The organism is Aeromonas sp. 25-248, from assembly GCF_053005425.1.
The window spans coordinates 46,984-72,139 of sequence record NZ_JBRKTB010000004.1; the positions used below are offsets into that span (position 1 = coordinate 46,984).

General features: G+C 63.8%; 19 protein-coding genes. 4 read left to right on the plus strand and 15 right to left on the minus strand.

The features are described from left to right. Positions 1-113: 113 nt before the first annotated feature. Positions 114-1,253, minus strand: a complete 1,140-nt coding sequence (locus ACVDHI_RS08200; RefSeq protein WP_324024557.1) for a MalY/PatB family protein — start codon at positions 1,251-1,253, stop codon at positions 114-116. Between the two features lie 164 nt (positions 1,254-1,417). Between ACVDHI_RS08200 and ACVDHI_RS08205 the strand changes: the two genes are divergently transcribed. Then, positions 1,418-2,590, plus strand: coding sequence for an MFS transporter (locus ACVDHI_RS08205; protein ID WP_039040518.1), 1,173 nt, complete (start codon positions 1,418-1,420; stop codon positions 2,588-2,590). Positions 2,591-2,661: 71 nt separating this feature from the next. Here the strand turns inward: ACVDHI_RS08205 and ACVDHI_RS08210 are convergent, their stop codons facing one another. Both ACVDHI_RS08210 and ACVDHI_RS08215 read right to left on the minus strand, forming a co-directional pair. Beyond that, positions 2,662-3,546, minus strand: a complete 885-nt coding sequence (locus ACVDHI_RS08210; RefSeq protein WP_128344474.1) for a LysR family transcriptional regulator — start codon at positions 3,544-3,546, stop codon at positions 2,662-2,664. An 89-nt stretch (positions 3,547-3,635) separates the two neighbouring features. Beyond that, the gene (locus tag ACVDHI_RS08215; protein WP_447211953.1) at positions 3,636-4,391 is read right to left on the minus strand and encodes a YciK family oxidoreductase; all 756 of its coding nucleotides are present in this window, start codon (positions 4,389-4,391) and stop codon (positions 3,636-3,638) included. 224 nt (positions 4,392-4,615) lie between these two features. Between ACVDHI_RS08215 and sohB the strand changes: the two genes are divergently transcribed. Continuing rightward, positions 4,616-5,623 carry a protease SohB gene (gene sohB, locus ACVDHI_RS08220; protein WP_039040521.1) on the plus strand — a complete coding sequence of 336 codons (1,008 nt, stop codon included), beginning with the start codon at positions 4,616-4,618 and terminating at the stop codon, positions 5,621-5,623. Positions 5,624-5,853: 230 nt separating this feature from the next. Here sohB and astB read toward each other — a convergent pair whose 3' ends face one another. After that, a complete protein-coding gene (astB, locus tag ACVDHI_RS08225) occupies positions 5,854-7,191 on the minus strand; it encodes an N-succinylarginine dihydrolase (RefSeq protein WP_270829621.1) in 1,338 nt (445 codons plus the stop codon). Positions 7,192-7,551: 360 nt separating this feature from the next. Here astB and topA point away from each other — a divergent pair, with 360 nt between their 5' ends. Together topA and ACVDHI_RS08235 are read left to right on the plus strand one after the other, a co-directional pair. Beyond that, on the plus strand, positions 7,552-10,173 hold the full coding sequence (gene topA / locus ACVDHI_RS08230) for a type I DNA topoisomerase (RefSeq protein WP_039040523.1): 2,622 nt from the start codon (positions 7,552-7,554) through the stop codon (positions 10,171-10,173). A gap of 115 nt (positions 10,174-10,288) precedes the next feature. Next, positions 10,289-10,459 carry a hypothetical protein gene (locus ACVDHI_RS08235; protein WP_164882955.1) on the plus strand — a complete coding sequence of 57 codons (171 nt, stop codon included), beginning with the start codon at positions 10,289-10,291 and terminating at the stop codon, positions 10,457-10,459. An 82-nt stretch (positions 10,460-10,541) separates the two neighbouring features. On the opposite strand, the gene ACVDHI_RS08240 is transcribed toward ACVDHI_RS08235, so the two are convergent. The 11 genes from ACVDHI_RS08240 to rimO form a co-directional block, all read right to left on the minus strand. Further along, complete coding sequence (locus ACVDHI_RS08240; RefSeq protein WP_039040524.1) at positions 10,542-10,892, minus strand: MGMT family protein; 351 nt, start codon at positions 10,890-10,892, stop codon at positions 10,542-10,544. 66 nt (positions 10,893-10,958) lie between these two features. Beyond that, on the minus strand, positions 10,959-12,512 hold the full coding sequence (locus ACVDHI_RS08245) for a methyl-accepting chemotaxis protein (RefSeq protein WP_041212609.1): 1,554 nt from the start codon (positions 12,510-12,512) through the stop codon (positions 10,959-10,961). Between the two features lie 192 nt (positions 12,513-12,704). Continuing rightward, a complete protein-coding gene (locus ACVDHI_RS08250; RefSeq protein ID WP_447211954.1) occupies positions 12,705-14,561 on the minus strand; it encodes a beta-N-acetylhexosaminidase in 1,857 nt (618 codons plus the stop codon). A 67-nt stretch (positions 14,562-14,628) separates the two neighbouring features. Further along, entirely contained in the window at positions 14,629-15,501 is an 873-nt protein-coding gene (locus ACVDHI_RS08255) for a BadF/BadG/BcrA/BcrD ATPase family protein (protein ID WP_039040527.1), read from the minus strand. A gap of 104 nt (positions 15,502-15,605) precedes the next feature. Continuing rightward, positions 15,606-17,333 (minus strand): glycoside hydrolase family 9 protein, encoded by a 1,728-nt coding sequence (locus tag ACVDHI_RS08260; protein ID WP_447212015.1) that lies wholly within the window; start codon positions 17,331-17,333, stop codon positions 15,606-15,608. Positions 17,334-17,440: 107 nt separating this feature from the next. Beyond that, on the minus strand, positions 17,441-18,439 hold the full coding sequence (locus tag ACVDHI_RS08265; RefSeq protein WP_039040529.1) for an ABC transporter ATP-binding protein: 999 nt from the start codon (positions 18,437-18,439) through the stop codon (positions 17,441-17,443). A gap of 11 nt (positions 18,440-18,450) precedes the next feature. Beyond that, positions 18,451-19,473: an ABC transporter ATP-binding protein gene (locus tag ACVDHI_RS08270; protein WP_042015838.1), complete on the minus strand. Its 1,023-nt coding sequence runs from the start codon at positions 19,471-19,473 to the stop codon at positions 18,451-18,453. Beyond that, positions 19,470-20,375, minus strand: a complete 906-nt coding sequence (locus ACVDHI_RS08275) for an ABC transporter permease (RefSeq protein ID WP_010673904.1) — start codon at positions 20,373-20,375, stop codon at positions 19,470-19,472. Before ACVDHI_RS08275 ends, ACVDHI_RS08270 begins: the two co-directional genes overlap by 4 nt. A 1-nt stretch (position 20,376) precedes the next feature. Continuing rightward, the gene (locus ACVDHI_RS08280; RefSeq protein WP_010673905.1) at positions 20,377-21,360 is read right to left on the minus strand and encodes an ABC transporter permease; all 984 of its coding nucleotides are present in this window, start codon (positions 21,358-21,360) and stop codon (positions 20,377-20,379) included. Positions 21,361-21,477: 117 nt separating this feature from the next. Beyond that, positions 21,478-23,160: an ABC transporter substrate-binding protein gene (locus tag ACVDHI_RS08285; RefSeq protein WP_010673906.1), complete on the minus strand. Its 1,683-nt coding sequence runs from the start codon at positions 23,158-23,160 to the stop codon at positions 21,478-21,480. 545 nt (positions 23,161-23,705) lie between these two features. Further along, on the minus strand, positions 23,706-25,034 hold the full coding sequence (gene rimO / locus ACVDHI_RS08290; RefSeq protein WP_041215595.1) for a 30S ribosomal protein S12 methylthiotransferase RimO: 1,329 nt from the start codon (positions 25,032-25,034) through the stop codon (positions 23,706-23,708). Positions 25,035-25,156 lie beyond the last annotated feature (122 nt).

Genomic DNA, 25,156 nt, shown 5'->3' on the forward strand with positions numbered 1-25,156 from the left:
GCGGGCTCATCCGGTGATGAGCCTCATCTTATCCGTATCAGACGGGAAGCTGAACGGATTTTACCGCTTTTGCGCGCACCGGGCGGCCTGGGGCCGCCGCCCGGGACGGTTCGCTAGCGGGTCTGGAGAATGGCTTTCTCCATGCGGGCCAGGGCCTCGGTGAGACGGGCCCGGGTGCAACCAAAGTTGAGTCGCACGAACTGGCCGTTGCCGAACTGGGCTCCGGGGGAGAGACCCACGCCCGCCTGTTCGAAGAAGGCGACGGGATCGTCCAGGCCCAGGGCGCTCATGTCGATCCAGGCGAGGTAGGTGGCCTGGTTGCGGGCCAGCTTGACGCCGGGCCAGCGGGCCACGGCCTGCTCGATCAGGGCCAGGTTGCCGGTCAGGTAGTCGAGCTGTTCATTCAGCCACTGCTCGCCCCCCTCATAGGCCGCCTCGGCCGCCACGAACCCCAGCAGATTGACGTCGGCGCTGATGCCGCGCATTGCCTGTTGCAGCTTGAGCCGCAGGCGGGCATTGGGGATCACGGCGAAGGAGCAGCACAGGCCCGCGATGTTGAAGGTCTTGCTCGGCGCCATCATGACGGCGGAGCGCTCGGCCGCCTCCAGGCTCAGGGCACCATAGGGGATGTGGCGGGCATCTTTGTCCAGCAGCAGGTCGCAGTGGATTTCGTCGGAGCAGATCACCAGGTTGTGGCGCTCGGCGATGGCGTCGATGGCCAGCAGCTCTTCCCGGGTGAAGACGGTGCCACCCGGGTTGTGGGGGTTGCACAGCAGCAGCAGATCCGCCGAGGGGGCCTGACGCTCAAGCTCTTCGAGATCCAGCACCCAGCGGCCTTCTTCCTCCACCACGGGGACGGTGAGCAGGGGGCGGTCATTGAAGCCCGGTGCCTGCAGGAAGGGGTAGTAGACCGGCTTGGGGGTGATGATGCCGCGCCCGTGCTGGCTCCAGGCCTTGCAGGCGAGATTGAGGCCCGGCACCACCCCGGGCAGGAAGACGAGCCATTCGGGCTGGATGGTCCAGCCATAGCGGCTGGCCAGACGCGATACGATCAGTTCGATGAGCCGGGGAGAGGGGCGCGAATAGCCGAAGATGCCGTGGGCGACCCGTTTGGTAAGGGCCTCCAGTACGGCGGGGGGAGAGACGAAGTCGGTGTCTGCGACCCACATGGGCAGGACATCCTGACCCTTGTATTTGTCCCATTTCAGGCTCATGGTACCGCTGCGATCTATTTCCCGGTCAAAATCAAACATGTTAAATCCTTGTACTGGCGCTGGATGGGCTTCCAATGTACGGACTTGGACGCCCCCCCGCAACCCTTGAGGTGGCTGTTGATAATGACATAAAATAGCCGCCGCCATACGCCAAGCCCGCCCGCATCTGGCTCCTTTTTTTCTTCCATATCAATGGTATCTCTATGAGTTTGCTGTCTGTTGCCCGCAAGAGGCCGGATCCCGTCTCTCTCTCGTTTCTCGCCGTGACCTTCATGACCGGGGTGGCGGTGGCGCTGCAGGTGCCGACCTTGAGCCTGTTTCTGGCCGAGGAGGTGCAGGTGCGCCCCTTCCTGGTGGGGCTCTTCTACACGGTGAACGCGGTGATCGGCATCCTCATCAGCCAGTGGCTCGGCCACCGCTCCGACAACAAGGGGGATCGCAAGCAGCTGATCCTGCGTTGCTGCTTCGCCGGCATCGTGCTCTCCCTGCTGTTTGCCTGGAACCGGCAGTACTGGTTGCTGGTGAGCCTGGGGGTGCTGCTGGCGAGCCTGACCGCCACCGCCAGCCCGCAGCTGTTCGCCCTGGCGCGGGAATACGCCGACAGCCGCAACAAACAGGCCGACATGTTCAGCTCGGTGCTGCGGGCCCAGTTCTCCCTGGCCTGGGTGATAGGGCCGCCCATCGCCTTCGCGCTCGCCATCGGCTACGGCTTCGAGGTGATGTATCTGGCCTCGGCGCTGGCCTATGTCATCTGCGCCTTCGTGGTGTGGCGCTGGCTTCCCTCCCTGCCGCTGCCGGTGATGGACAGCGAGGTGGAGCGGGTGAGCAGCTGGCGGGATCCGTCGGTGCGGGCGCTCTTCATCGCCTCCACCCTGATGTGGACCTGCAACAGCATGTACCTCATCAACATGCCCCTCTACATCACCCGCGAGCTGGGGCTGGAGGAGAAGCTGGCCGGTTTGCTGATGGGCACGGCGGCGGCCCTGGAGATCCCCTTCATGCTGCTGGCGGGCTACTACACCCGGCGCTTTGGCAAGCGGCCCATGATGCTGCTGGCGGTGCTGGCCGGGGTCGGTTTCTATGGCGGTCTCGTGACCCTGTCGAGCCAGCATGCCCTCATTGCGCTGCAACTGCTCAATGCCATCTTCATCGGCATCGTGGCCGGCATCGGCATGTCCTATTTCCAGGACTTGATGCCGGGGCGCGCCGGGGTGGCGACCACGCTCTTTTCCAACAGCATCCGCACCGGCTCCATCATGGCGGGGGCCATCGCGGGGACGGTGGCGGAGCTCTGGAGCTTCCACGGGGTCTTCATGGTGGCGGCGGCCCTGGCGCTGATGGCGCTGGCCGCCTGCTGGCGGGTCCCCAACGTATAGGGGATGCAAAAAGGAGCCGATGCCAGGATGTGCCGGCACCTGTGCCCCGGTCGTGCGGGGCTGAAGCGGCCTTACCTGGGGTTCTCTCCCTGGTATTCGATGCGCAGGCAGCGCAGCAGCAGCTCGGCCGCCGGCCCCAGCGCCTCCACCGAGGGGGTGAGCAGGTAGGTGTAGAGATAGCGTTCGTTGCCGCCGGTGAGATCGAGCTGCACCAGCGAGCCCTCGGCGAGCTCCTCCTGCACCAGGTGGCGGGGCACCCAGGCGTAACCCATGCCAAGGCGCACCATGTTGAGCACCTCATGATAGTGGGTCGCCTTCCAGCCGGTGTCGTCCGCATCGTTCCAGTCCACCGAGCGGTGGATGGGGGGATGCAGGCTTATCTGGTTGTGGCTGGCCAGCACCTCGGCGGTGATGGGCTCTCCCTGCTCCGCAAGGGGGTGGCCCGCTGCGCACAGAGGAAGCAGACAGACTTCGTCCAGCGGCAGGCCGGTGCGATCCTGGGGCAGGTGCTCGGAGAGCATCAGATCTCCTGCCTGCAGCGCATTGAAGTGGCAGTGGATCCGCTCGTGCAGGTTGATGCGGCATCCGCGGCTGCGGGGATAGAAGTGGGCCAGCGCCCGGTAGAGGCGCTCCCGCGGCTGCACCACGGACACATAGAGGTTGATCTGCGGCTCCCACTGCCGCTCCAGGTTGTTGGCCAGGTTCTCCAGCTCTTCCACCTGCTGGCTGAGCTGGCGCGCCCGCTTGAGGAAGATCTCCCCCGCCGGCGTCAGCACCGCCTTGCGCCCCCGCACCTCCAGCAGGGCCACCCCCAGACTCTGTTGCAGCTTGGCAACCGCATGATTGAGGGAGGATTGGCTCTTGTTCAGCGCCTCGGCAGCCTGGGCATAACCGCCGCAGTCCACCACCGCCTGAAAGATCCGCCATTGCTCAAACGTGCTCTTGGGACGAAACATAGTGCAACCTGTCTGGGGCCGATGGGATTCAACAGGGCGCGCCTTGGCACCCCCTCTTCACTGTAATCCCATCCGGTTGATTTGTTGATTTATTTGGGCTGGGCCACGAAGGTCTTGCCGCTCTGGCCCTGACTGTCACGCCCCATCAGGTAGAGATAGAGGGGCATCAGATCGGCCGGGGTCTTGAGGGTTTGCGGATCTTCCGCCGGGAAGGCGCTGGCCCGCATCCTGGTGCGGGTGCCGCCCGGGTTCAGGGTGTTGACCCGCACCCTGGTGTTCTCCAGCTCGTCCGCCAGCACCTCCATCATGCCTTCGACGGCGAACTTGGAAATGGCATAGGTGCCCCAGTAGGCGCGCCCCTTGCGGCCCACGCTGGAGGAGGTGTAGACGATGGACGCCTCGCCGTGCTCCTTGGCGGTCTGGCGAAGGAGGGGCAGCAGCGCCTGGGTCAGCAGGAATTCGGATTTGACGTTGACCTGCATCACCTCGTCCCACTCCTGCTCCTGAATGTGTTCGAACGGCGACAGGGTGCCGAGCAGCCCGGCGTTGAACAGCACGCCGTCGAGGCGGCCGAACTGCTGGGCGAAGGTCTCCGCCATGCCGCGGTAGTGGGCGGCAGTAGCCCCTTTCAAGTCCACTGGCACGATGGCGGGCAGGGGGTGACCGGCCGCTTCAATCTGGTCGTAGACCGCCTCCAGCTTGGTACTGGTACGCCCGAGCAGGATCACGGTGGCGCCGTGGGCCGCATAGGTGAGGGCTGCTTCGCGGCCGATGCCGTCACCGGCACCCGTCACCAGAATGACCTTGTCCTTGAGCAGATCACGGGGGGCCTGATAGTCGAGCATGTGGACTCCTGTTAACAATGCCTGGCGGCTTGGCGCAACGAATCGAGTGGGCAAGTGTACTGATCCGGCCCGGCAGTTGACCAGTATGAGACGGCAAAAATGTGAATAAAACAGGGCGATAGCATCGATCCCTCCGCCCTTGGCACGGGAGATGGCAGAGTTTTTGCGCGAGGGGGGCAAACTCCTTACTATGTGAAAAAACCGGACATTGAGCGGAGCATCAAGTGGCATTTTTGACCGAATACGGCCTGTTTCTGGCCAAGACCCTCACCTTCTTGCTGGCCATCGGCGCCGTCATCCTGATGGTGGCGAGCAGCCGCCAGCCCAAATCCCGCAAGGGGGAGCTGGTGGTGACCGATCTCTCCGGCGAGCTGGAGCAGGGGCGCCATCAACTGCAGGCAGCCCTGGCGGGCAAGGCCGAGCGCAAGCAGATGGAGAAGACCCGCAAGGCGGAGCACAAGGCCAAAGCCAAGGGGGAGGATGAGCGCAGCCGGCTGTTCGTCATCGACTTCAACGGCAGCATGGATGCCAAGGAGGTGGCCTCCCTGCGGGAAGAGGTGAGTGCCGTGATAGGCGTGGCCCGGCCCGGGGACGAGGTGCTGCTGCGCCTCGAATCCGGCGGCGGCGTGGTGCACGGCTACGGCCTGGCCGCCTCCCAGTTGCAGCGGCTGCGGGACAAGGACATCACGCTGACCGTGGCCATCGACAAGGTGGCGGCGAGCGGTGGCTACATGATGGCCTGCGTCGCGGACAAGATCCTGGCGGCGCCGTTCGCCATCGTCGGCTCCATCGGGGTGATTGCCCAGATGCCGAACTTCAACAAGCTGCTCAAGAAGCACGACATCGAATTCGAGATGCACACCGCAGGCCAGTACAAGCGCACCATCACCATGTTCGGCGAGAACGACGATCTGGGGCGGGAGAAGTTTCGCGAGGAGCTGGGGGCCATCCACGAACAGTTCAAGGCCTTCGTGGCCGAGCACAGACCCGGTCTCGACATCGACAAGGTGACCACCGGCGAGCATTGGCTGGCGAGCCAGGCCAAGCAGCTCGGACTGGTGGATGCGCTTTGCACCAGCGATGACTACCTGCTGGCCCAGGCCAGCCATCACAAGGTGGTCGGCATCCGCTACAGCAAACCCAGGAGCCTGACCCAGAAGCTTGGCAAGCAGGCGGCACTGGGGCTGGAGGCCGGCCTTGGCCGGCTGTGGCAGCAGAGCCCCTGGCGCTGAGAACCTGTTTCGAGCTTACTGCGAGGTCGTGATCAAGGCTCATGTGCTGCTCGGAATCCTCATGTGTATCTACACACTCCGGTTCCTGCGCTGCTCTTCACCTTGCTGACGATCTCTCGCTACAGCTCGTGAACAGGTTTTATAGCTCAGTGCAAAGGACTAAAAAGAGAGCCGGGCATTGCCCGGCTCTCTTTTTTTATTGCGTCGGCTCTGCAGGCCGATGGCGCACCTCAGCGCTGGAAGGGGTAGACGGAACCGAGTTTCAGGATCTGGGTCAGCTCGTCCAGGGCGGTGCGGGTCTCCAGCACCAGGGAGGGGTCCCGCAGATCGTCCAGCGCCAGGCTGTCGCGATAGTGCTTCTCGACCCACTGATCCAGGCGGGCAAACTGGCTGTCGGTGATGAGGCAGGCCGGGTTGACCGCGGCGAGCTCGGTGTCGTTCATGGCGACCCGCAGGCGCAGGCAGGCGGGGCCGCCGCCGTTTCTCATGCTCTGCTTCACGTCCATGTAGTGGACGTCCTTGATGGGGGTGCCCAGGGTCACCAGCCTGGCCAGATAGGCGGACACCGCCGGGTTGTCGCGGCATTCGGTGGGGGCGATGATCGCCATCTCGCCGGATGGCAGGGTGAGGATCTGGGTGTTGAACAGGTAGGACTTCACCGCATCCTGCACCGACACCTCTGCAGTCGGCACCTCGATGAAGTGCAGTTCCCCGTCGCCGAACTTGGTACGCACCTCGGCCAGCGCCGCCTCGGTATGGAGGAACGCCTGCTGGTGGAAGAAGAGCACGTTCTGGTTGCCCACCGCGATGACATCGTTGTGGAACACCCCCTGATCGATCACGTCCGGGTTCTGCTGAATGAATACCGCGCTCTCATCCCCAAGGCCATGCAGGCGGGCGATGGCCTGGCTCGCTTCCAGGGTCTGGCGGGCCGGATAGCGTTTGGGGGCGGGCTGGGAGACGTCGAAGGCGCTGCGGCCATAGACGAACAGCTCGACCCCCGCTTCGCCATAGGCGCGGCACAGCCGGGTGTGGTTGGCGGCGCCTTCGTCACCGAAGTGGTCGTTCTCCGGCAGATGCTGGTGGTGATAGAAGTGGCGATCGTTGTTGAACACGGCCCGCAGGATGCGCCCGGTCACCTCGGGCTCCAGGGAGCGGTGGAACTTGTTGGTCAGGTTGGCGGGGGTGAAGTGAATGCGGCCATCCTGGGTGTCGGCGCTCGGGGAGACGGTGGCGGCGTTGGCGGTCCACATGCTGGAGGCGGAGTAGCAGGCGGCCAGCACGGCGGGGGCCTGTCTGGCGGCCTGGGTCAGGACGCTGGCATCGTTGCCGGTGAAGCCCAGGCGGCGCAGGGTCGCGAGATCCGGTCTCTCCTGGGGAGCCAGCACGCCCTGCACCATGCCGAGGTCGGTCAGCGCCTTCATCTTGCGCAGCCCCTGCTTGGCCGCTTCCTTGGGGTTGGAGGCCTCTTTGGCGTTGCTCTGGGAGGCGACGTTGCCATAGGAGAGGCCGGCATAGTTGTGGGTGGGGCCGACCAGGCCGTCGAAGTTGACCTCGAAGTGCTTCATGATCACATCCTTTCGATTTTTATATGGGGAGCGGTTCCTTCCGCGCACAAAGCTGCGGTGTGCGGCCATTATAAAGAGATTTCATCCTTTGTAACAAGCTGATAACCAGAATGGGTTTTTATGTCACAAGGGTGGCTGGATATGTCATTTCCAATCTAAAAAAGGGGGGGATATAGCATAAAAACAAAAAAGCGGTTGCTTCCCGCGCCTCGGCTTCGCATTAATAAATAAAGAAGCAGGGCGGTTCGGGCTGTCGGGCAAATTGACCCGCAAGATTGCTTTTTCCCGTCAAATCTCTTATACAGCCCCACAAAACCGCACGCCAACCCCGTCGGGTGCAATGAGGATAATAGTTACAGCATGGGCAAATCACTGGTCATCGTGGAGTCTCCGGCCAAGGCCAAGACCATCAACAAATATTTGGGCAAGGACTACGTGGTGAAATCCAGCGTAGGCCACGTGCGCGATCTGCCGACCAGCGGCAGCGCCAGCACCGAGCCCAAAAAACCTGTCATTCGCGGCATCAAGCTCAGCGAATCCGAGAAGGCGGCCAAGGATCGCAACGCCCTGTTCTCAAGGATGGGCATCAACCCGACCGCAGGCTGGCAGGCCAACTACCAGATTTTGCCCGGCAAGGAAAAAGTGGTCAGCGAGTTGCAAAGTCTGGCCGCCAAGGCTGACACCATCTATCTCGCAACCGACTTGGATAGAGAGGGGGAAGCGATCGCCTGGCACCTGCGCGAGATCATCGGTGGCGACGACAGCCGCTACAAGCGCGTGGTGTTCAACGAGATCACCAAGAGCGCCATCCAGGAGGCGTTCGCCCAGCCGTCCGAGCTGAACATTCATCGCGTCAACGCCCAGCAGGCCCGTCGTTTCCTCGACAGGGTGGTGGGCTACATGGTCTCCCCGCTCTTGTGGAAGAAGCTGGCCCGCGGCCTCTCCGCCGGTCGGGTGCAATCCGTCGCGGTGCGCCTCATCGTCGACAAGGAGCGGGAGATCAAGGCGTTCGTGCCGGTGGAGTTCTGGGATCTCAACGCCGACCTGCTCACCGCCGAGAAGAGCGAGCTGCGCATGGAGGTGGTCAGCCGCAACGGAGCCGACTTCAAGCCGGTGACCCAGGCCGAGACCTTCGCCGCCGTGGCGGCCCTGGAAGGGGTCGACTACAAGGTGGTCAACCGTGAAGACAAGCCGACCGGCTCCAAGCCGTCCGCTCCCTTCATCACCTCCACCCTGCAGCAGGCCGCTTCTACCCGTCTGAGCTTCGGGGTCAAGAAGACCATGATGATGGCCCAGCGTCTCTATGAAGCGGGTTACATCACCTATATGCGTACCGACTCCACCAACCTCAGCAAAGAGGCGGTGGACGCGGTGCGGGAATACATCGGCGAGCAGTATGGCGCAGCCTACCTGCCGAGCGATCCGAACCTCTACGGCGCCAAGGCCAATGCCCAGGAGGCCCACGAGGCGATCCGCCCCTCCAGCGTCCAGGTGACTGCCGAGATGCTGGAAGGGATGGAGCCCGATGCCATGCGGCTCTATGACCTCATCTGGCGCCAATTTGTCGCCTGCCAGATGACCCCGGCCCAGTACGACTCCTCCACCCTGACCGTCAAGGCAGGGGAGTTCGAGCTCAAGGCGCGCGGTCGCACCCTGCGTTTCGCCGGCTGGACCAAGGCCCTGCCGCCCATGGGCCGCAAGGGTGAAGACAGCCAGCTGCCGGCGGTGACCGTCGGCGAGGTGCTGAAACTGGTCAAGCTGGATCCGCGCCAGCACTTCACCAAGCCGCCCGCCCGCTTCACCGAAGCGGCCCTGGTACGCGAGCTGGAAAAGCGCGGCATCGGCCGTCCGTCCACTTACGCCTCCATCATCTCCACCATCGTCGACCGTGGGTATGTGCGGGTCGAGAGCCGCCGCTTCTTCGCCGAGAAGATGGGGGAGATCGTCACCGACCGCCTGGTGGAAAACTTCGTCGAGCTGATGAACTACGAGTTCACCGCCAAGATGGAAGACAAGCTCGACGGCATCGCCGAGGGGAGCCTGGAGTGGAAGAAGGTGCTCGACGCCTTCTACGCCGAGTTCACCCAGGAGCTGGAGCAGGCCGACAAGCCCCATGAAGAGGGAGGCATGCGTGCCAACCAGATGGTGTTGACCGATATCGACTGCCCGGATTGTGGCCGCAAGATGGGTATCCGTACCGCCACCACCGGCGTCTTCCTCGGCTGCTCCGGCTATGCCCTGCCGCCCAAGGAGCGCTGCAAGAAGACCATCAACCTGGTCAGTGCGGACGAGTTCGTCTCCGCCACCGACGGGGACGAGGCGGAAACCGATGCGCTGCGTGCCAAGCATCGTTGCGGGATCTGCGGCACCGCCATGGACGCCTACATCATCGACGACAGCCGCAAGCTGCACGTCTGCGGTCGCAACCCGGATTGCGATGGCTACGAGGTGGAGCAGGGGCAGTTCAAGCTCAAGGGCTACGAAGGGCCGAGCATCGAGTGCGATCGCTGCGGCTCCGAGATGCAACTCAAGAACGGCCGTTTCGGCAAATACATGGGTTGCACCAACGAGAGCTGCAAGAACACCCGCAAGATCCTGAAAAATGGCGACATTGCACCGCCGAAAGAGGATCCGGTACCCCTGCCCGAGCTGAAATGCACCCAGTCCGACGCCCACTTCGTGCTGCGGGACGGCGCTGCCGGTCTCTTCCTGGCCGCCAGCAACTTCCCCAAATCCCGCGAGACCCGTGCGCCCCTGGTGGAGGAGCTCAAGCGCTTCCGCGATCGCCTCTCTCCCAAGCACCAGTACCTGGCGGACGCCCCGGCGTCAGATCCTGACGGAAACGCCTCCGTGGTGCGCTTCAGCCGCAAGACCAAGGAGCAGTACGTGATGACCGAGGTCAACGGCAAGGCGACCGGCTGGACAGCCCATTACGACAACGGAAAATGGCAGGAGAGCCTGCCCAAGGCGAAGAAAGCCTGATGGCGACGCCGCTCACGGCATGATGAAAGAGGCCCCTTGCGAGGGGCTTCTTTGTTGGTGGATGGCGATATACTGGAATGGCTGTATGGATGGCAGCGCAAGACAGGGATTTGTCATGGAGATACATGAAATACGGCCGGGCATGACCTGCCTGACCCGTGAAGGGACAGCCTATGTGCTGGAGGTGGACAGACAGAGTCTGCTGGTGCTCTTGCAACGGGAGGATGAGACCATCCCGGTACAGGTGCGCAGCGATGACATTCTGGGGCCCATTGCCGGCGACTAGGGAAGGAACGTGACGGAGGGCGACCACAGAGGCCCTCCCTTTGTTGCAAGAACGCCCATCCCTTCGGGACGTGCCAGCCTCGTCAGAAGGGAACCAGAAAGAGCAGCTCGGCCAGGTCGGGCTGCCACTGCCACTCCCGCATCCTGACCCGCCCGCCAATCACGGGCACCCCCTCCTCCTGCAGCAGCCCCGCTTGCTTGTCAAAGCCTGCGGATCCTTTTGGCAGCGAAATGGTGCCTGCCGCCCCCAGCACCCGGTGCCAGGGCAGCACCTTGTCGGTCTCCCGCAAGACTTTTCCCACCAGTCGTGCCCGTCCGGGCAGGCCCGCGAGATCCGCCACCTGGCCGTAGCTCACCACGCGGCCGGGGGGGATCAGGGCGAGGATCGCCTCGATGCGGGCCGTCTTGTCCAGGGGGGGCGCGTTCGTTCTCATGATGATGGCTCGTCAAAAACAGCAGAAGCGCCATTGTGGCGCTTCTGTCATGGGGCTGGCAATCTGTCAGCCGAAGGTCTGGCTCAGTCCCCTGAGCTCGCGGGCCCGCCTGAGCAGCTCCTGGCTGGAGTCGTCCACCGCCTGGATCTTCTGGCTGTTGGCGCGGGAGTATTCGGAGATCTGGTGGATGTTGCGGCTGATCTCCTCCACCACCACCTGCTGCTGCTCCGCGGCGGCGGCGATCTGGGTGGAGAATTCGGTCACCTGATCGATTTCACCCAGCACCAGGTGCAGGTTGCCTGATCCCTGGCGGGTCATCTCGACGCATTCCCGGGTCTGGGCCAGGTTGTCCTGCATCATGCCCTGCCAGCGCTCCAGGGTGTGCTGGATCTGGCTGATGCTGCCCTGGATCTGCTCGGTCGCCTTGTGGGTACGGGTCGACAGGGTGCGCACCTCGTCCGCCACCACCGCAAAGCCGCGCCCCTGCTCGCCGGCACGGGCGGCCTCGATGGCGGCGTTGAGGGCCAGCAGGTTGGTCTGCTCGGCGATGCCCTGGATTTCACCCATCACGCTGCCAATGCGCTCCGACTCGCTGGCGAGCTCCACCGCGGAGTGGAAGGCCTGCTCCGCCTGGCTGGCCAGCCTGGTCATCTGCTGCTGGGTCTGGTCCAGCTGTTCCACCGTGCTCTGGCAACTGCTGCGCGCCTCGGTCACCTGGCCGTTGGTGTCCTGGATATTGCGGGCAATCTCGTGTGCGGTGCTGGCCATCTGGGTCATGGCGGCCGCCATCTGCTGGGTCTGGGCATCCTGCTCGTTGATGTCGAGGAAGGCGCGGTGTGAGGAGTCCTGCAGATCGGTTGCCAGGGCCTGAAGCGGATGAGTGGCATCGTCGACCCGCCCCAGCACGGTGCGGATCCGGGCCTGCAGCATCTTCAGGTGAAAATCGGCGATGGCACCCGGGGCATCCCCCGAATAGACCAGCCGGGTCAGGCTGTCATATTGCTGACCGAGCTGCCTGAGATAGCGGGGCAGGGCGATGAGCTCGCGCCAGTAGGCGCCCGCGATGGCGAGGGGGGGGAGCAGCATCAGCAGCGCGGTGAGGGGGCCCTGGGTGAGGGCGGCCCAGACCAGCAGCGCCAGCAGCGGCAGGCCGAGCATCAGCGGCCTGAAACGGCGCAGCGAGGGGCGGGCCGGGGTGCCCCGTTGCTCGGCCGAAAGCAGGGCCCGATAGGCCTGGGCGGCAGCCTGCTTGAGCTGGGGGTCGGGCTTGCAGCGCACCGACTGGTAGCCGCTTATCTTGCCGTGCTCGTAGATGGGGGTGACGTAGGCGTCGACCCAGTAATAGCGGCCATCCTTGCAGCGGTTTTTCACCACCCCCCGCCAGGGGTTGCCCTCCTTGAGGCGATCCCAGAGGTCGGCGAAGGCGGCCTTGGGCATGTCGGGGTGGCGAACCAGGTTGTGGTTGTGGCCGACCAGTTCATCGACCTGATAACCGGCGATGCGGCAGAAGGCGGGGTTGGCGTAGGTAATGACGCCGCGCAGATCCGTGGTGGAGACGAGTTGCACGTCGGCGGGAAATTCCACTTCACTGTCCACGACCTGGGCGTGTTTGCGGGCCATAAGGGTAAGCTCCGATCTGTTTGCTGATTGTTATTGTGGCGGAACCGCAGGGAGATGCATCCCCTGTCTGGTTTCATCGGGGGCCTTATTTTGCCAACAAAGGCAGATGAAAAGTAGGGGCTAGGTTGGGTTTTTGTTGTTGATGGGTAAAAAAACGGCGACCAAAAGGTCGCCGAAAAGAAAAAGATAACACTACCTCTGTGGCACCCGGTAACGCACTTGCAACTGGTCGAGGATGTGCAGCTGGCCGGGCAGACGGGCGACGAAGTGCTCCCACACCTTGCGGGCGGGAGTGCTCCAGGCCACCTCTGCCGTGGCCAGCATGCGCGGGAACAACATGTAGTCGAGACGATCGCGAGAGGTGATCAGTTCCGACCACAAGGGGCTCAGCACCCCCAGGATGTTATCGTTGGCATGGAAATCGGCCGGGGCAGGATCGCATGCATGCACCTGCGCCAGGTTGAGGGTACCCGCCCAGTAGAGTCCCGGCTCGTGGATGTCCTGACTCCAGGCGAGATCCAGATAGAGGTGCTGGGCAGGCGCCATCACCACGGGGTAACCGGATGCGGCGGCATCCAGGCCGGCCTGGAAGCTGGTCCAGGCGAAGACGGTGGCCTCCCGGCTCACCTTGTCACCGTGCAGTATCTCTTCCCACCCCAGCATCTGCTTGCCCTTGCCAGCCAGGTACTGCTGGCAGTGGCGCAGCAGGTGGCCCTGCAGCTCGCGGCAATCCTGATACCCTTGCTCGGCCATCAGCTGCTGGCAGGCGGGACTGTCGGTCCAGACGCCGGTGGGCACTTCGTCCCCCCCCATGTGAACCTGACTCCCTGGGAAGAGATCGCACACCTCGTCCATCACTGCGTCCAGGAACCGGTAGGTGCCGGGCAGGGCCGGGTTCAGCACGTTGTCGTCGAAATATTGCACCGAGAGGTAGCGGGAGCGGTCTGCCTCTTCCACCAGCAGCTCGGGCAGCGCCTTGATGGCGGCGTGACAGTGCCCCGGGATGTCTATTTCCGGAATGATGGTGATGCCAAGCCCGGCGGCGTAGGCGACCAGCTCGCGCACCTCGCTCTGGGTGTAGTAACCGCCATAAGGGTCGGGGCCGCCGCTCAGCTGAGGCCCCACCGCCAGGCCATGGCCGCGCCAGGCACCCACGGCGGTCAGCTGGGGGAAGGCCTTGATCTCCAGGCGCCACCCCTCGTCATCGGTCAGGTGCCAGTGGAAGCGGTTGAACTTGTAGAGGCTCATCTGCTTGAGCAGGCGCTTGAGGGTGGCGAGGGAGTGGAAGTGGCGGGCACAGTCGAGGAAGATGCCGCGAAAACCGAAGCGCGGTGCATCCCGCACCGTCAGGCAGGGCAGGCTCTCTCCGTGTTGCAGCGCCCACTGGGCCAGGCTCACCAGTCCGTGTCGCCAGCCCGCCTCGCCGGCGGCCCGGATGACGATCTCCTCCGGCGTGATGGTGAGCTCATACCCCTCGGGGGGAAGTGTCGCCTCGACGAGGTGGATCTCCGCATCGTGATCCTGGGTCAGGGCCAGGCCTGTCAGCTCGTTGAAATGGGCTAGCAGGGAGGCGAGGGGAACGGGGCCGTCGACGTGGGCCCGCTCTGCCAGCCGGAAGTTGCCTTCTGTATAAATCAGGTGGGCGGGCTGGGGCACGAGGCCGTTGACGGCCTCCACCTGTGGCAGGTCGGGGCCCGGGGAGGGCGGGTTGGTCAGGCCAAGGTCTTCCCCCTCCAGCACCAGGGGTTGCAGCTGTCCCTTGCTCTCCAGGCTCAGGAAGAAACCCTTGGGCATATCGGAGTCATGCTTGAGCGGGGTGTTGCGACAGCAGAAGCGCAGCTCGCTCACCCCCTCGTGGTGCACCATGACCTTGTAACTGCCGCTCTGGCGCTCCAGGGCGCCCCCTTCGATCGAGTGGGGATCGATCTGGCGGGCGAGGCAGAAGTGGAGTTTCCAGGGGGCTGCCGGGAGTTGGCTCAGGGTGAAGCGAAACCAGACATCGTCACCGTCACGGTGATCGACCCGGGTGTGGATCAGGGGTGCGGACATGGGAATTCCTCTGATGGGGTGAAGGAAACGGGAACCTGTCCCGCAGGTGTTGTCGGCCCGACCAGGCTCAGGGATGCAGACATGGCAGCGCCTCCGTCCTGGCAAACAGGATGGCCCCCTCCAGCGCGTCGCGCTTGGGGGCGACCAGATGGAAGTGGCCCAGACGGGGGGCGAGGCGCGTGCCGATGCCACCCAGCAGGGCGATCCGGTCTGCCCCGAGCTGGGTCATGCCCTCCAGCAGCATTCCGAGCTGGGCACAGGTCTCATCCAGCAGGGCGGTGGCGAGCTCGTCCCCGTCGCTCGCGGCATCGAAGACCCAGGGGGCGAAGCGGCCATAGTCGGCCGGGATGGCGCGGGCGGCCCAGCGCACCACCTCGGCCTGATCCCGCTTGAAGTGATCCATCAGGCGCACCGCCAGGGTGCTGGGGGGCAGGATGCCGTCGTGGCAGAGCAGGGACTGCTGGATGGCGCGCAGCCCCAGCCAGGCGCCGCTGCCGAGATCCGAGACGGGGAAGCCGCGACCCGAGCAGGTGCGAAGGCGTCCCTCCCGGTAGATGAGCCCCGCCGAGCCGGTGCCCGCGATCAGGATGGCCCCCTCCTGGCCGTCGAAGGCGCCGAGGCAGGCACCAAAGGCATCGGAGGTGAGCTTCACCCGCGCAAACGGGAAGGGCATGGTCAGCATGGCGTGGTAGCAGTCGGCGAGCTCGGCGGAGGCGAGTGCGAGCCCGACTCCCATCCGCTGTTCGCTCTCCCTGGGCAGACCCGCGTCGATGCGGGCCTGATCGATGGCAGCCAGCACATGGCCGTGGGCGAGGGCGATGCCCAGCTCCAGATTGGAGCCGGCGGCGCGCCCCTCGCCGAGCAGCTTGCCTGCGTTGTTGCGAATGCGGGCCCGGGTGTGGGTGCCGCCGCCGTCCACCCCGACCCAGAACTCAATCATGGGGGCCTCCCTGCGCGCTTTGCCAGGTGACGGCCAGGGTAAACCTGGCTGGCGGTATGGAGGATCCAGGGCTCTCCCCGGTGCCAGTGATGTGTGAACCGCTCTCAATCATGGTGGCCTCCTTGTGCGCTCTGCCAGGTGATGGCCAGGGCGAACCAGGCGGCGTGCGGGATCCATTGCTCCCCCCAGCGCCAGTTCTGATCCAGCCGATCCTTGTACGCCTCTGGAATAAAGGCCACGTCATTTTCGTCATCGAAGCCGGCGGTGATGCCGTTGCAGATCCCCCCCTGCGCATTGGGGTAGCCGGCGGTGTATTCCGGGTTGTTGATGCCCTGACCCGCCAGCATGCAGGCGTTGAAGGGGTTTCTCCCCAGGATCCAGTCGAGCTGCTGCTGGCCGAAGGTGCGCAGCAGTGCGCTCTGCCCGGGCAGGTGCTGTGCGGCAGCAAATGCCATGGCGGCGAGCGATGCCAGCCGGGCGTTCTCCCCCTGCCACCAGTAACCGGATTCGTTGTGGTGGGGCATAAAGAAGCTGATGCGCGCTTCTTCGCCGACACCTTTCACATACTGGCGGGCGAGGGCGAAGGGATTGCCTGCCCGGGCCGCGAGAGCCAGCTCGGCGGCCAGGGCCTGCTCGGCGACGGTCCTGGCCGCCCACTGGCGCGCCGGATCCGGCTCGATGGCGAGATACTCCAGCAGCGCCAGTACCGGCAGGCCCGCCTCGGCGGCGTGGTAGTAGGGGCGAGAGCCATCGTCGTTGGCGGCCCAATGGTGGCCGAGATCGGGGTGGGCACGCTGGCGGGCGCACAGCCGGCCGGCCCGATCCCGCGCCTCGGCGAGCCACTCGGCGCCCAGCGTTCTGGTGAGCTCGACCGCCGCCAGCAGGGCGCAGTAGTCGTCGATGATGTTCTCGACCCCGTCATCCAGGTAGGCGAGGTTGTGCTCGCGCAGGTGCAGGTAGCCGCGGCTGGCCGCGTCGGCGTACTGGCTTGTGTCAAGGTCGCCGCCGCTCTGTTCCCGGGCGGCGCGGGCCAGGGCGGCGATGGCCATGCCACCCCCCTGGCGAAAGCCCGCCTGCCAGTGGGCGGACTTGATCCCCTGCTGGGTCGAATAGGCGCACAGTTCCCGCTGCTCGGGATCCTTGCTCCACTTGTCGAACAGGGTCATGTAGAAAAAGCCGCGCTCGTCCTGCATCCGGCAGAGAAAATCCGCCCCGTGCAACCCCTCGTCATTGAGCCGTTTGCACAGGTTCACCCCGTCGATATCACGACGTGTCGCCAGGAGTTCCCGGCACTTGAGCAGGGACCAGACCACCATGGGGGTCTGCTGGGGATTGAGGTAGTTGGCGTAGGAGAGGTGACTCAGGTACTTGCTCATGTCGCCGCTGGCGTCGAACCAGCCGCCATGTACGTCCCGGCGCTGATCGGTGCCAAAGAGGCGTGCCCTGCGGTCCGCCCGGTCGAAGGTGCCGCTGGCGCGTTGTCCCTTGAAGTAGTGGATAACATCGGAGAGGCAGCGGCGCGCCAGCAGCCCCCGGTCGATGGCAAAGGGGGGGGAGCGCACCAGATGCTCCTGCGCTTCCGTGGTCACGACGGCCTCCAGCCGGTAGTGGCCGGGCTCGGTGAAGGCGGAGAAATCGGCCCGCCAGTAGTGGCGCCCCTGCCAGCCGGGGACGCATCCCGCTGCCACCAGAGGCGCCTCCAGCAAAAGGTGGTCGTCCTCCTGGCGCAGCAACCTGACGTGGCCGCGGATATCGAGGTCGGCGCCGCACTGCAGCAGGACGCTCTTCTCCCCGTCACATTCGTAACCCACCTGGTTGATCAAAAGTTCCATCAAGGTCTTACTCCGAAGGCTCGCCCCTGACGGGCGAGGCTCATTGCGGGGCCTTGCGGCCCCGACGCGAGGCATGGCCGGGCGACGGCGCCCGGCCGCGGGCCTGCTTACCCCTGCTCGTGGAGGTAGCAGCGCACGAAGTGGTTGTCGGCGAGCCGGGTCACCGGCGGCAGGCTCTCCTTGCAGCGGGGCATGGCCTGATGGCAGCGCCCGGCAAAGGGACAGCCCCGGGATTCCGGGGTCCAGAGCGGGATTTCCCCTTTGCGGCCTCCCTCCAGCTCGGCGTGGATGCTCTTCTCGGGATCCGGCACCGCCGAGATGAGCAACTGGGTGTAGGGGTGCTGGGGGTGGTGCAGGATCTCGTCCACCTCCCCCCACTCCACCATGTGACCCACGTACATCACCGCCAGATCTTCCGCCACGTAGCGGGCAGTGGCGATGTCGTGGGTGATGTAGAGCATGGAGACGCCGAGCTCGTTCTTCATCTGCTCCATCAGGTTGAGGATGCCGATGCGAATGGAGACGTCGAGCATGGAGGTGGGTTCGTCCGCCAGCACCACTTCCGCCTCCACCGCCAGGTTGCGGGCGATGTTGACCCGCTGGCGCTGGCCGCCGGAGAGCTGGTGCGGGTACTTGGCCGCGGTCGCCTTGGCGGGGGTCAGCCCCACCTTTTCAAGGAGGCCATAGACCATGTCGGGCAGATCCCGCTTGTCGCTCACCTTGCTGTGCAGCAGCAGGGGGCGGGCGATGTGGTGGTAGATGGTGTGGGTCGGATTCAGTGAACCGAACGGATCCTGCCACACCATCTGCACGCTCTGGCGATAGTCCAGCAGGGCGGTGCCCTTGTTGAACTCCTCCAGGTCGCGGCCACGGTAGAGGATGCGGCCGTTGGAGAGCTTGTACATCTTGGCGATGATCTTGGCGATGGTGCTCTTGCCGGAGCCGGATTCCCCCACCACTGCCAGGGCGCGGCCCCGGTGCAGGTTGAAGGTGATGTCGGACAGCGCCCGCATCTTGCCGCTCTTGATGGCGTTGGAGTTGACGGCGAAGTCCTTGTAGAGGTGCTGGACCTCGATGATGGGCGCGTCGGTTTGGGCGATTTGCATGACAGACATCCTTAACAGCCAGCGGCCTTGTCCAGATGGATCGGAAGATCCGGTTGTTCCTCTGCTGCCTCATGAAGGTGACAGGCAGCCTGTTGGCCGGGCCGGATCTCGGCCAGCCGGGTGTATTCCTGGCGGCAGCGCTCGTGCACCTTGGCGCAGCGTGCCTGGAAGCGGCAGCCCACCGGCACCTCCAGCAGATTGAGTGGGCTGCCAGGGATCCCCTCCAGCACGGTCTTGGGCCCGTGCAGGGGCGGGAAGGAGTTGCCAAGGCCCCGGGTGTAGGGGTGCAGAGGCGCGGTCAGGATCGCCTTGGCCGGCGCCACCTCCACCAGCTCTCCCGCGTACATGATGCCGATGCGATCGCAGAACTCGACCATGAGCGAGAGGTCATGGGTGATGAAGAGGATGGAGAAGTTGAACTTCTCTTTCAGGGCATAGACCTTCTGCAGGATCTCCCGCTGCACCACCACATCGAGCGCCGTGGTGGGTTCGTCCATGATGAGCAGCTCGGGGTTGAGGGCCATGGCGATGGCGATCACCAGCCGCTGGCGCATGCCGCCGGAGAACTGGTGCGGGTAGTCCTTGAGCCGGCTCGGGTGGATGTCGACGATCTCCAGCAGCTCCTGGGCGCGCTTGATCGCCTCATAGCGGGTCATGCCGGGGTTGTGGGCCAAGAGCACGTCGCAGAACTGCTCCTCCATGCGCAGCACGGGGTTGAGCGCATTCATGGCGGACTGGAACACCACGCTCGCCTGGCGCCAGCGGTAGCTGCGCAACCGCTCGTCATCGAAGCCGAGGATGTTCTCTCCCTTGAACAGGATCTCGCCGCCGCTGATGTAGGCGGGCGGCTTGTGCAGCCTGGCTACCGAGAAGGCGACCGTGGACTTGCCGCAGCCGGACTCGCCGGCGAGGCCGAACACCTCACCCGGCATGATGTCAAAACTGACCGAATTGACGGCGCGCACGTCTCCGCTCTCGGTGATGTAGTCGACGCAGAGCTGGCGCACCGACAGCAGGGGTTGTTGCGGCTTCATGCTGTCTTCTCCTGAGCTGTGATGGGAGTGGCAAGCTGCTTCCAGCGACGCAGGCCCTTGTGGGAACGAAGCTGCGGGTTGGCGATTTCGTCGATGGCGAAGTTGAGCATGGCGAGGCCCGCCCCCAGGGTGGCGATGGCGAAGCAGGGGGCCAGGATCTCCCACCAGGCGCCCACCAGGATGGCGCTTGAGGTCTGGGCGTTGTAGAGCATGATGCCCCAGCTCACGACGGTGGGGTCGCCGAGCCCCAGGAACTCCAGGGTCGCCTCGGTGACGATGGCGTAGATGATGGACCCGATGAAGCTCACCCCGATGATGGAGATGAGGTTGGGCAGTATCTCCACCAGGATGATGCGCCAGGCCGGTTCACCCAGCACCTCGGCGGCGATGACGAACTCCTTCTCCCGCAGGGCCAGGGTCTGGGCGCGGATGACCCGGGCACCATAGGCCCAGGAGGTCAACCCTATGATGAGGGCGATCACCATGGGGGAGGCCTCTCCGATGAAGCTCGCCAGCACCAGCAACAGGGGGAGGTTCGGGATCACCAGCACCACGTTCATCAGGAAGGTGAGGCACTCGTCCACCACGCCGCCGAAGTAGCCGGCGGTGATGCCCACCGTGATGGCCAGGGCGCACACCAGCAGGCCTGCCCCGAAGCCCACCATCAGGGAGATGCGGGCGCCGTTGGTGAACTGGGCCCAGAGATCGTGGCCCATGCGGTTCGATCCCATCACCAGCTCCACGCTGGGGGGCTGGTGGGGGCGGGCGACCCGCTTGGTGGGTTCGTTGCTGGCGAGCAGCGGGGCGAACAGGGCCATCAGCACGAAGGTGACCACGATGGCGAGGCCGAAGGCGGCCTTCTTGTTGCCCAGCAGGATTTTCAAGATAGTCGGCATACGCATCTTATTTGCCTCCTGTACGCAGACGGGGATCCAGGAAGACGTAGAGCACGTCCGCCAGGAAATTGAAGCTGAGCATGGTGATGGTCATGATGAGCAGTTGCCCCTGGATAAGGGGGTAGTCACGGGCCAGGATGCCCTGATAGAGGGTCAGTCCCAGACCGGGGTAGTTGAAGATCACCTCGGTGATGAGGGATCCGCCGATGACAAAACCGAGCGCCATGGAGAGGGCGGTGACGCTGGGCAGCACGGCGTTGCGGGCGCCGTAGTTGAAGATCACCCGGTTGCTGGAGAGCCCCTTGGCCTTGGCCATGGTGATGTAGTCCTCGCCCAGGAGGTTGATCATGTTGTTGCGCATGGTGATGAGAAAACCCCCTACCTGCACCGCGGCCAGGGTGCCCACCGGCATGATGGCGTGCAGCAGGATGCTCTTGATGTGTTCCCAGCCAAAATCGGCGGGGATCTCGGGGCTGTAGGCGTAGCCGATGGGCAGCCAGCCGAGGCTCACGCCGAACAGGAAGAGGGCGAGCAGAGAGACCACCACGGGGGGGATGGCCTGCATCACCAGGGTGAGCGGGGAGAGGATGCTGTCCATGCGTCCGCCCCGGTACCAGGCGGCGAAGATGCCGACGATGGAGCCGATGGAGAAGCTCAGAATGGTGGAGGTGCCCACCAGGAACAGGGTCCAGCCGATGGCGCGGCCGAGGACGTCGGCAACCGGTTGGGGGTAGTAGCGCACCGAGGTGCCGAGATCCCAGGTGAAGACGCTCTTCACATAGGTGAGAAACTGGGTGCCGATGGGGCCGTCCACGAAACCGAAGGTGGCTTTGAGGGCTTCCAGCGCGGCGGGTTCCATCATGGCGCCGGCCCGGGCAAACATGACGGAGACGGGGTCCCCCGGCATGGCTCTGGGTAGCAGGAAATTGATGGTGGCGGCCACCAGGAAGGCGACCAGATAGAAGGAGAAGCGTCTAAGTATAAATCCCATGGTGATACCTTTTACTGCAAGCCTGCCCCGCGCCGGGCAAAGCTCCCCCAACCCCGGCAGGTGCGGGGGATGGAAGACATGGCGGGGAAGAGGGCCCCCCGCAGGGGGCCGGGGTGATTAGCTGTTTGGCTTGAGTGACAGCACGTGCAGCAGACGCTCCGGGGTGTCCGGGTGAACCTGCGGCTTGGCGACCGGGTTGTCGGCACTGAACCAGCCATTGAAGCGCTTGGTGCTGTATTCGTACCAGGTCGGGTTGTTGAACACCGGGATGATGGTCTGGTTGGCCCCGACACGCTCCTGGATGGCGAACATGATCTCCTTCTGCTTGGCCGCATCGGCGGTCTGGGTGAAGTCGTCGATCAGCTTGTCGAGCTCGGGATCCTTGTAGCGGGGCGCCGCGAAGCGGTTGCCGCGCTCACCCATGTTGCGGGAGTGGAAGGCGGTCTCGAAGTACTTGTGCGGGTTGGCACCGGCAAAGTAACCCTGCAGGGCGACGTCGAAGTCACCGGTGATCAGGGACTCGGTCCAGACGGTGGCTTCCGGAGTGGCGGTCTTGGCGTTCAGGCCCAGGGCCTGCAGGCCTTCGACCCCGATCTGGACGGTGTTGACCCAGTCGGTCCAGCCGTTCGGTACCAGCACCTTGAACTCGATCTTCTTGCAGCTCGGGGTGTCGAGGAACTTGTCGCCGTCACAGTCCTTGTAGCCCGCCTGTTTCAGCAGGGCCTTGGCCCCTTCCAGGTCGAACTTGTTGTACTTGCCGTACTTCTTCTCGACGTCCGGGTTGTCCCAGGAAGCGAATGCCTTGCCAAGCCCTGACGGGTACTCGTTGACGGTGGGGTAGCCGTAGCCCGCGATGTCCACCATGGACTGGCGGTCCATGGCCATGGAGAAGGCGCGGCGGAAGTTGATGTCGTTGAAGGCTTCGTGGTTGCCCGGGTTCTTGCTCTGGAAGTTGACGTTGAACGCCACTGTGCCGGAGGCGGGGAACCAGTACTTGTTGTTCTTGGGATCGTTGCCGACGTAGAGGCGCTCGATGTCCGGCACGAAGGAGCCGAACCAGTCCACGTCACCCTTCATCACGGCGGCCAGTACCTGGTCGTTGGTGGCCATCTGCGGCATGCGCAGGCAGTCGATGGAGAGGCTGGCGTTGTCCCAGTAGTGCGGGTTGCGGCACTGGGTGTAGAGCTGGGCGGAGAAGTTGTCCACTTCGGTGAAGGGACCGGTCCCGACCGGCTTGTCGTTGGTGAAGGCCACCGGGTCTTTCACCGACTTCCACTGGTGCTCCGGCACGATGGGCACCAGCACCAGGTCGTTCACCACGTTGGTGTTGATCTCGGCCAGGTCGAATTTGACCTTGTGGTCACCCAGCTTCTCGACACCCTTGATCTGGGTCCAGATGGAGCGCTCGTCCAGCGCCTTGTTGGCCTTGACCAGGTTGAAGGAGAAGAGGATGTCGTCGGCGGTGAAGGCTTCACCATCGGACCACTTGACCCCTTCGCGGAGGTCGAAGGTGACGGATTTCAGATCATCGCTGAAGGCGTAGTGGGTAGCCAGACGATAGACGGGTTTGCCACCCTGCATATCGTTGAAGATCACCAGCGGCTCATAGATGAAGTGACGGGTGGTGTGGAGCAGACCCGCTTGCAGGAAGGGGTTGAAGTTCTTGACCCATGCGGTTTCCTGCTGGGCAACCAGGGTCAGCACCGTCTTGTTGTCGGCGGCCATGGCTGTGCCGGTGGCACCGGCAAGCAGAGTTCCCAGCATGACTGAGGTTGCGATTTTGGATACTTTGGCAAGCATATTTTTTCCTTTCTTATTGGTCTTCCATGGTTTTGGAATGGAGCACCGACATCGCATGCTTGGATACCGGCCCTCGCTGTTGGTCAGGTTTTGCACCCTTGTAGTTGTGTCGTCCAACGCCCTTAGAAAAGCAGAATTAACAGGAAAACAACAACCCTTCATTTCGTCGATATCGTAAAAATTGCACGGCGCACGTCATTATCGTCAAAATGTATTTTTAATCCTTTTAAATTATACAGTTGCATTAATTCTCACAAAGTAAAAAGTCACCTTGCCACTCCCTGTGACAACGATAATGTGAGCTGGATCGTGCTCGTTTTTTCCCCGTTGACACGGCTTATTTTTGCGCAGGAAACAAGCGGCTCATGTGGCAGGAGAGAAGTGTGCGCTGGTTCACGGGCGCGTGCGAAAAGAGGGAGGGGAGGGAGACCGGTGATGAGGGGCGGGACAGGGGATGACATGGGGACATGCAAGAGCCTGACGGGCGGCGGACATTAAAAAAGCCAGTCGGTGAGACCGACTGGCTTTGAGGGGGAGTGGCGTGATTATTCCACCAGGCTGGCCCAGAGGTCGTACTCGTCCGCTTCGTCGATGCGGACCTTGACCATGTCGCCGGGCTTGAGGCCGGTTTCACCGTTCAGGTAGACCAGGCCATCGATCTCGGGGGCATCGGCGGCGGAGCGGCCGGTGGCGCCCTCTTCGTCCACCTCGTCGATCAGCACCAGCATCTCTTTGCCCACTTTACGGGCCAGCTTGCGGATGGAGACCTGCTGTTGCAGCTCCATGAAGCGCTGGAAGCGTTCTTCCTGCACCTCGGCCGGCACCGGATCCGGCAGCTCGTTGGCCTTGGCACCCTCGACCGGGCTGTATTTGAAGCAGCCAACCCTGTCCAGTTCCGCCTTGTCGATGAAGTCCAGCAGCATCTGGAACTCTTCCTCGGTCTCGCCGGGGAAGCCGACGATGAAGGTGGAGCGCAGGGTGATCTCGGGGCAGATCTCGCGCCACTTCTGGATGCGCTCCAGGGTGCGCTCGACGGAGCCGGGGCGCTTCATCAATTTGAGGATGCGCGGGCTGGCGTGCTGCAGCGGGATGTCGAGGTAGGGGAGGATCTTGCCGTCGCGCATCAGGGGGATGACGTCATCCACGTGCGGGTACGGGTAGACGTAGTGCAGGCGCACCCACATGCCGAGCTTGGCCAGCTCTTCGCACAGGGCCACCATGCTGGTCTTGACCGGCATGCCGTCGTAGAAACCGGTGCGGTGCTTGACGTCCACGCCGTAGGCGGAGGTGTCCTGGGAGATCACCAGGATCTCCTTCACGCCAGCCTCTTTCAGGCGCTTGGCCTCGGCCAGTACCTCGCCGATGGGGCGGCTCACCAGATCCCCGCGCATGGAGGGAATGATGCAGAAGGTGCAGCGGTGGTTGCAGCCTTCGGAAATCTTGAGATAGGCGTAGTGGCGCGGGGTCAGCTTGACGCCGTGGGCCGGCACCAGGCTGGTGAAGGGGTTGTGGGTGGGTTTTTCCACGTATTTGTGGACGTGGCCCAGCACCTCTTCATAGGCGTGGGGACCGGTGATCTCGAGCACCTTGGGGTGGATCTCGCGGATCTGGTTCTCTTTGGCACCCAGGCAGCCGGTGACGATCACCTTGCCGTTCTCGGCCAGGGCTTCACCGATGGCTTCCAGGGACTCCTGTACCGCGCTGTCGATGAAGCCGCAGGTGTTGACCACCACCAGCTCCGCATCGTCATAGCTGGGCACCACGTCGTACCCTTCGGTACGCAGCTGGGTCAGGATGCGTTCGGAATCGACCAGGTTTTTGGGGCAACCCAAGGAGACGAATCCTACTTTGGGGGCCTGTTTTGTGTTGGACATCGCTCAATCACTCTTAGGTGGCTCTTATTCAAGGGCGCGGATTTTACCGGAATGGCTAACCAAAAACTATACAGCCGACACGTCGGAAGCGAACAATCTCTTTGTCCGGGGACGCGGGGTGG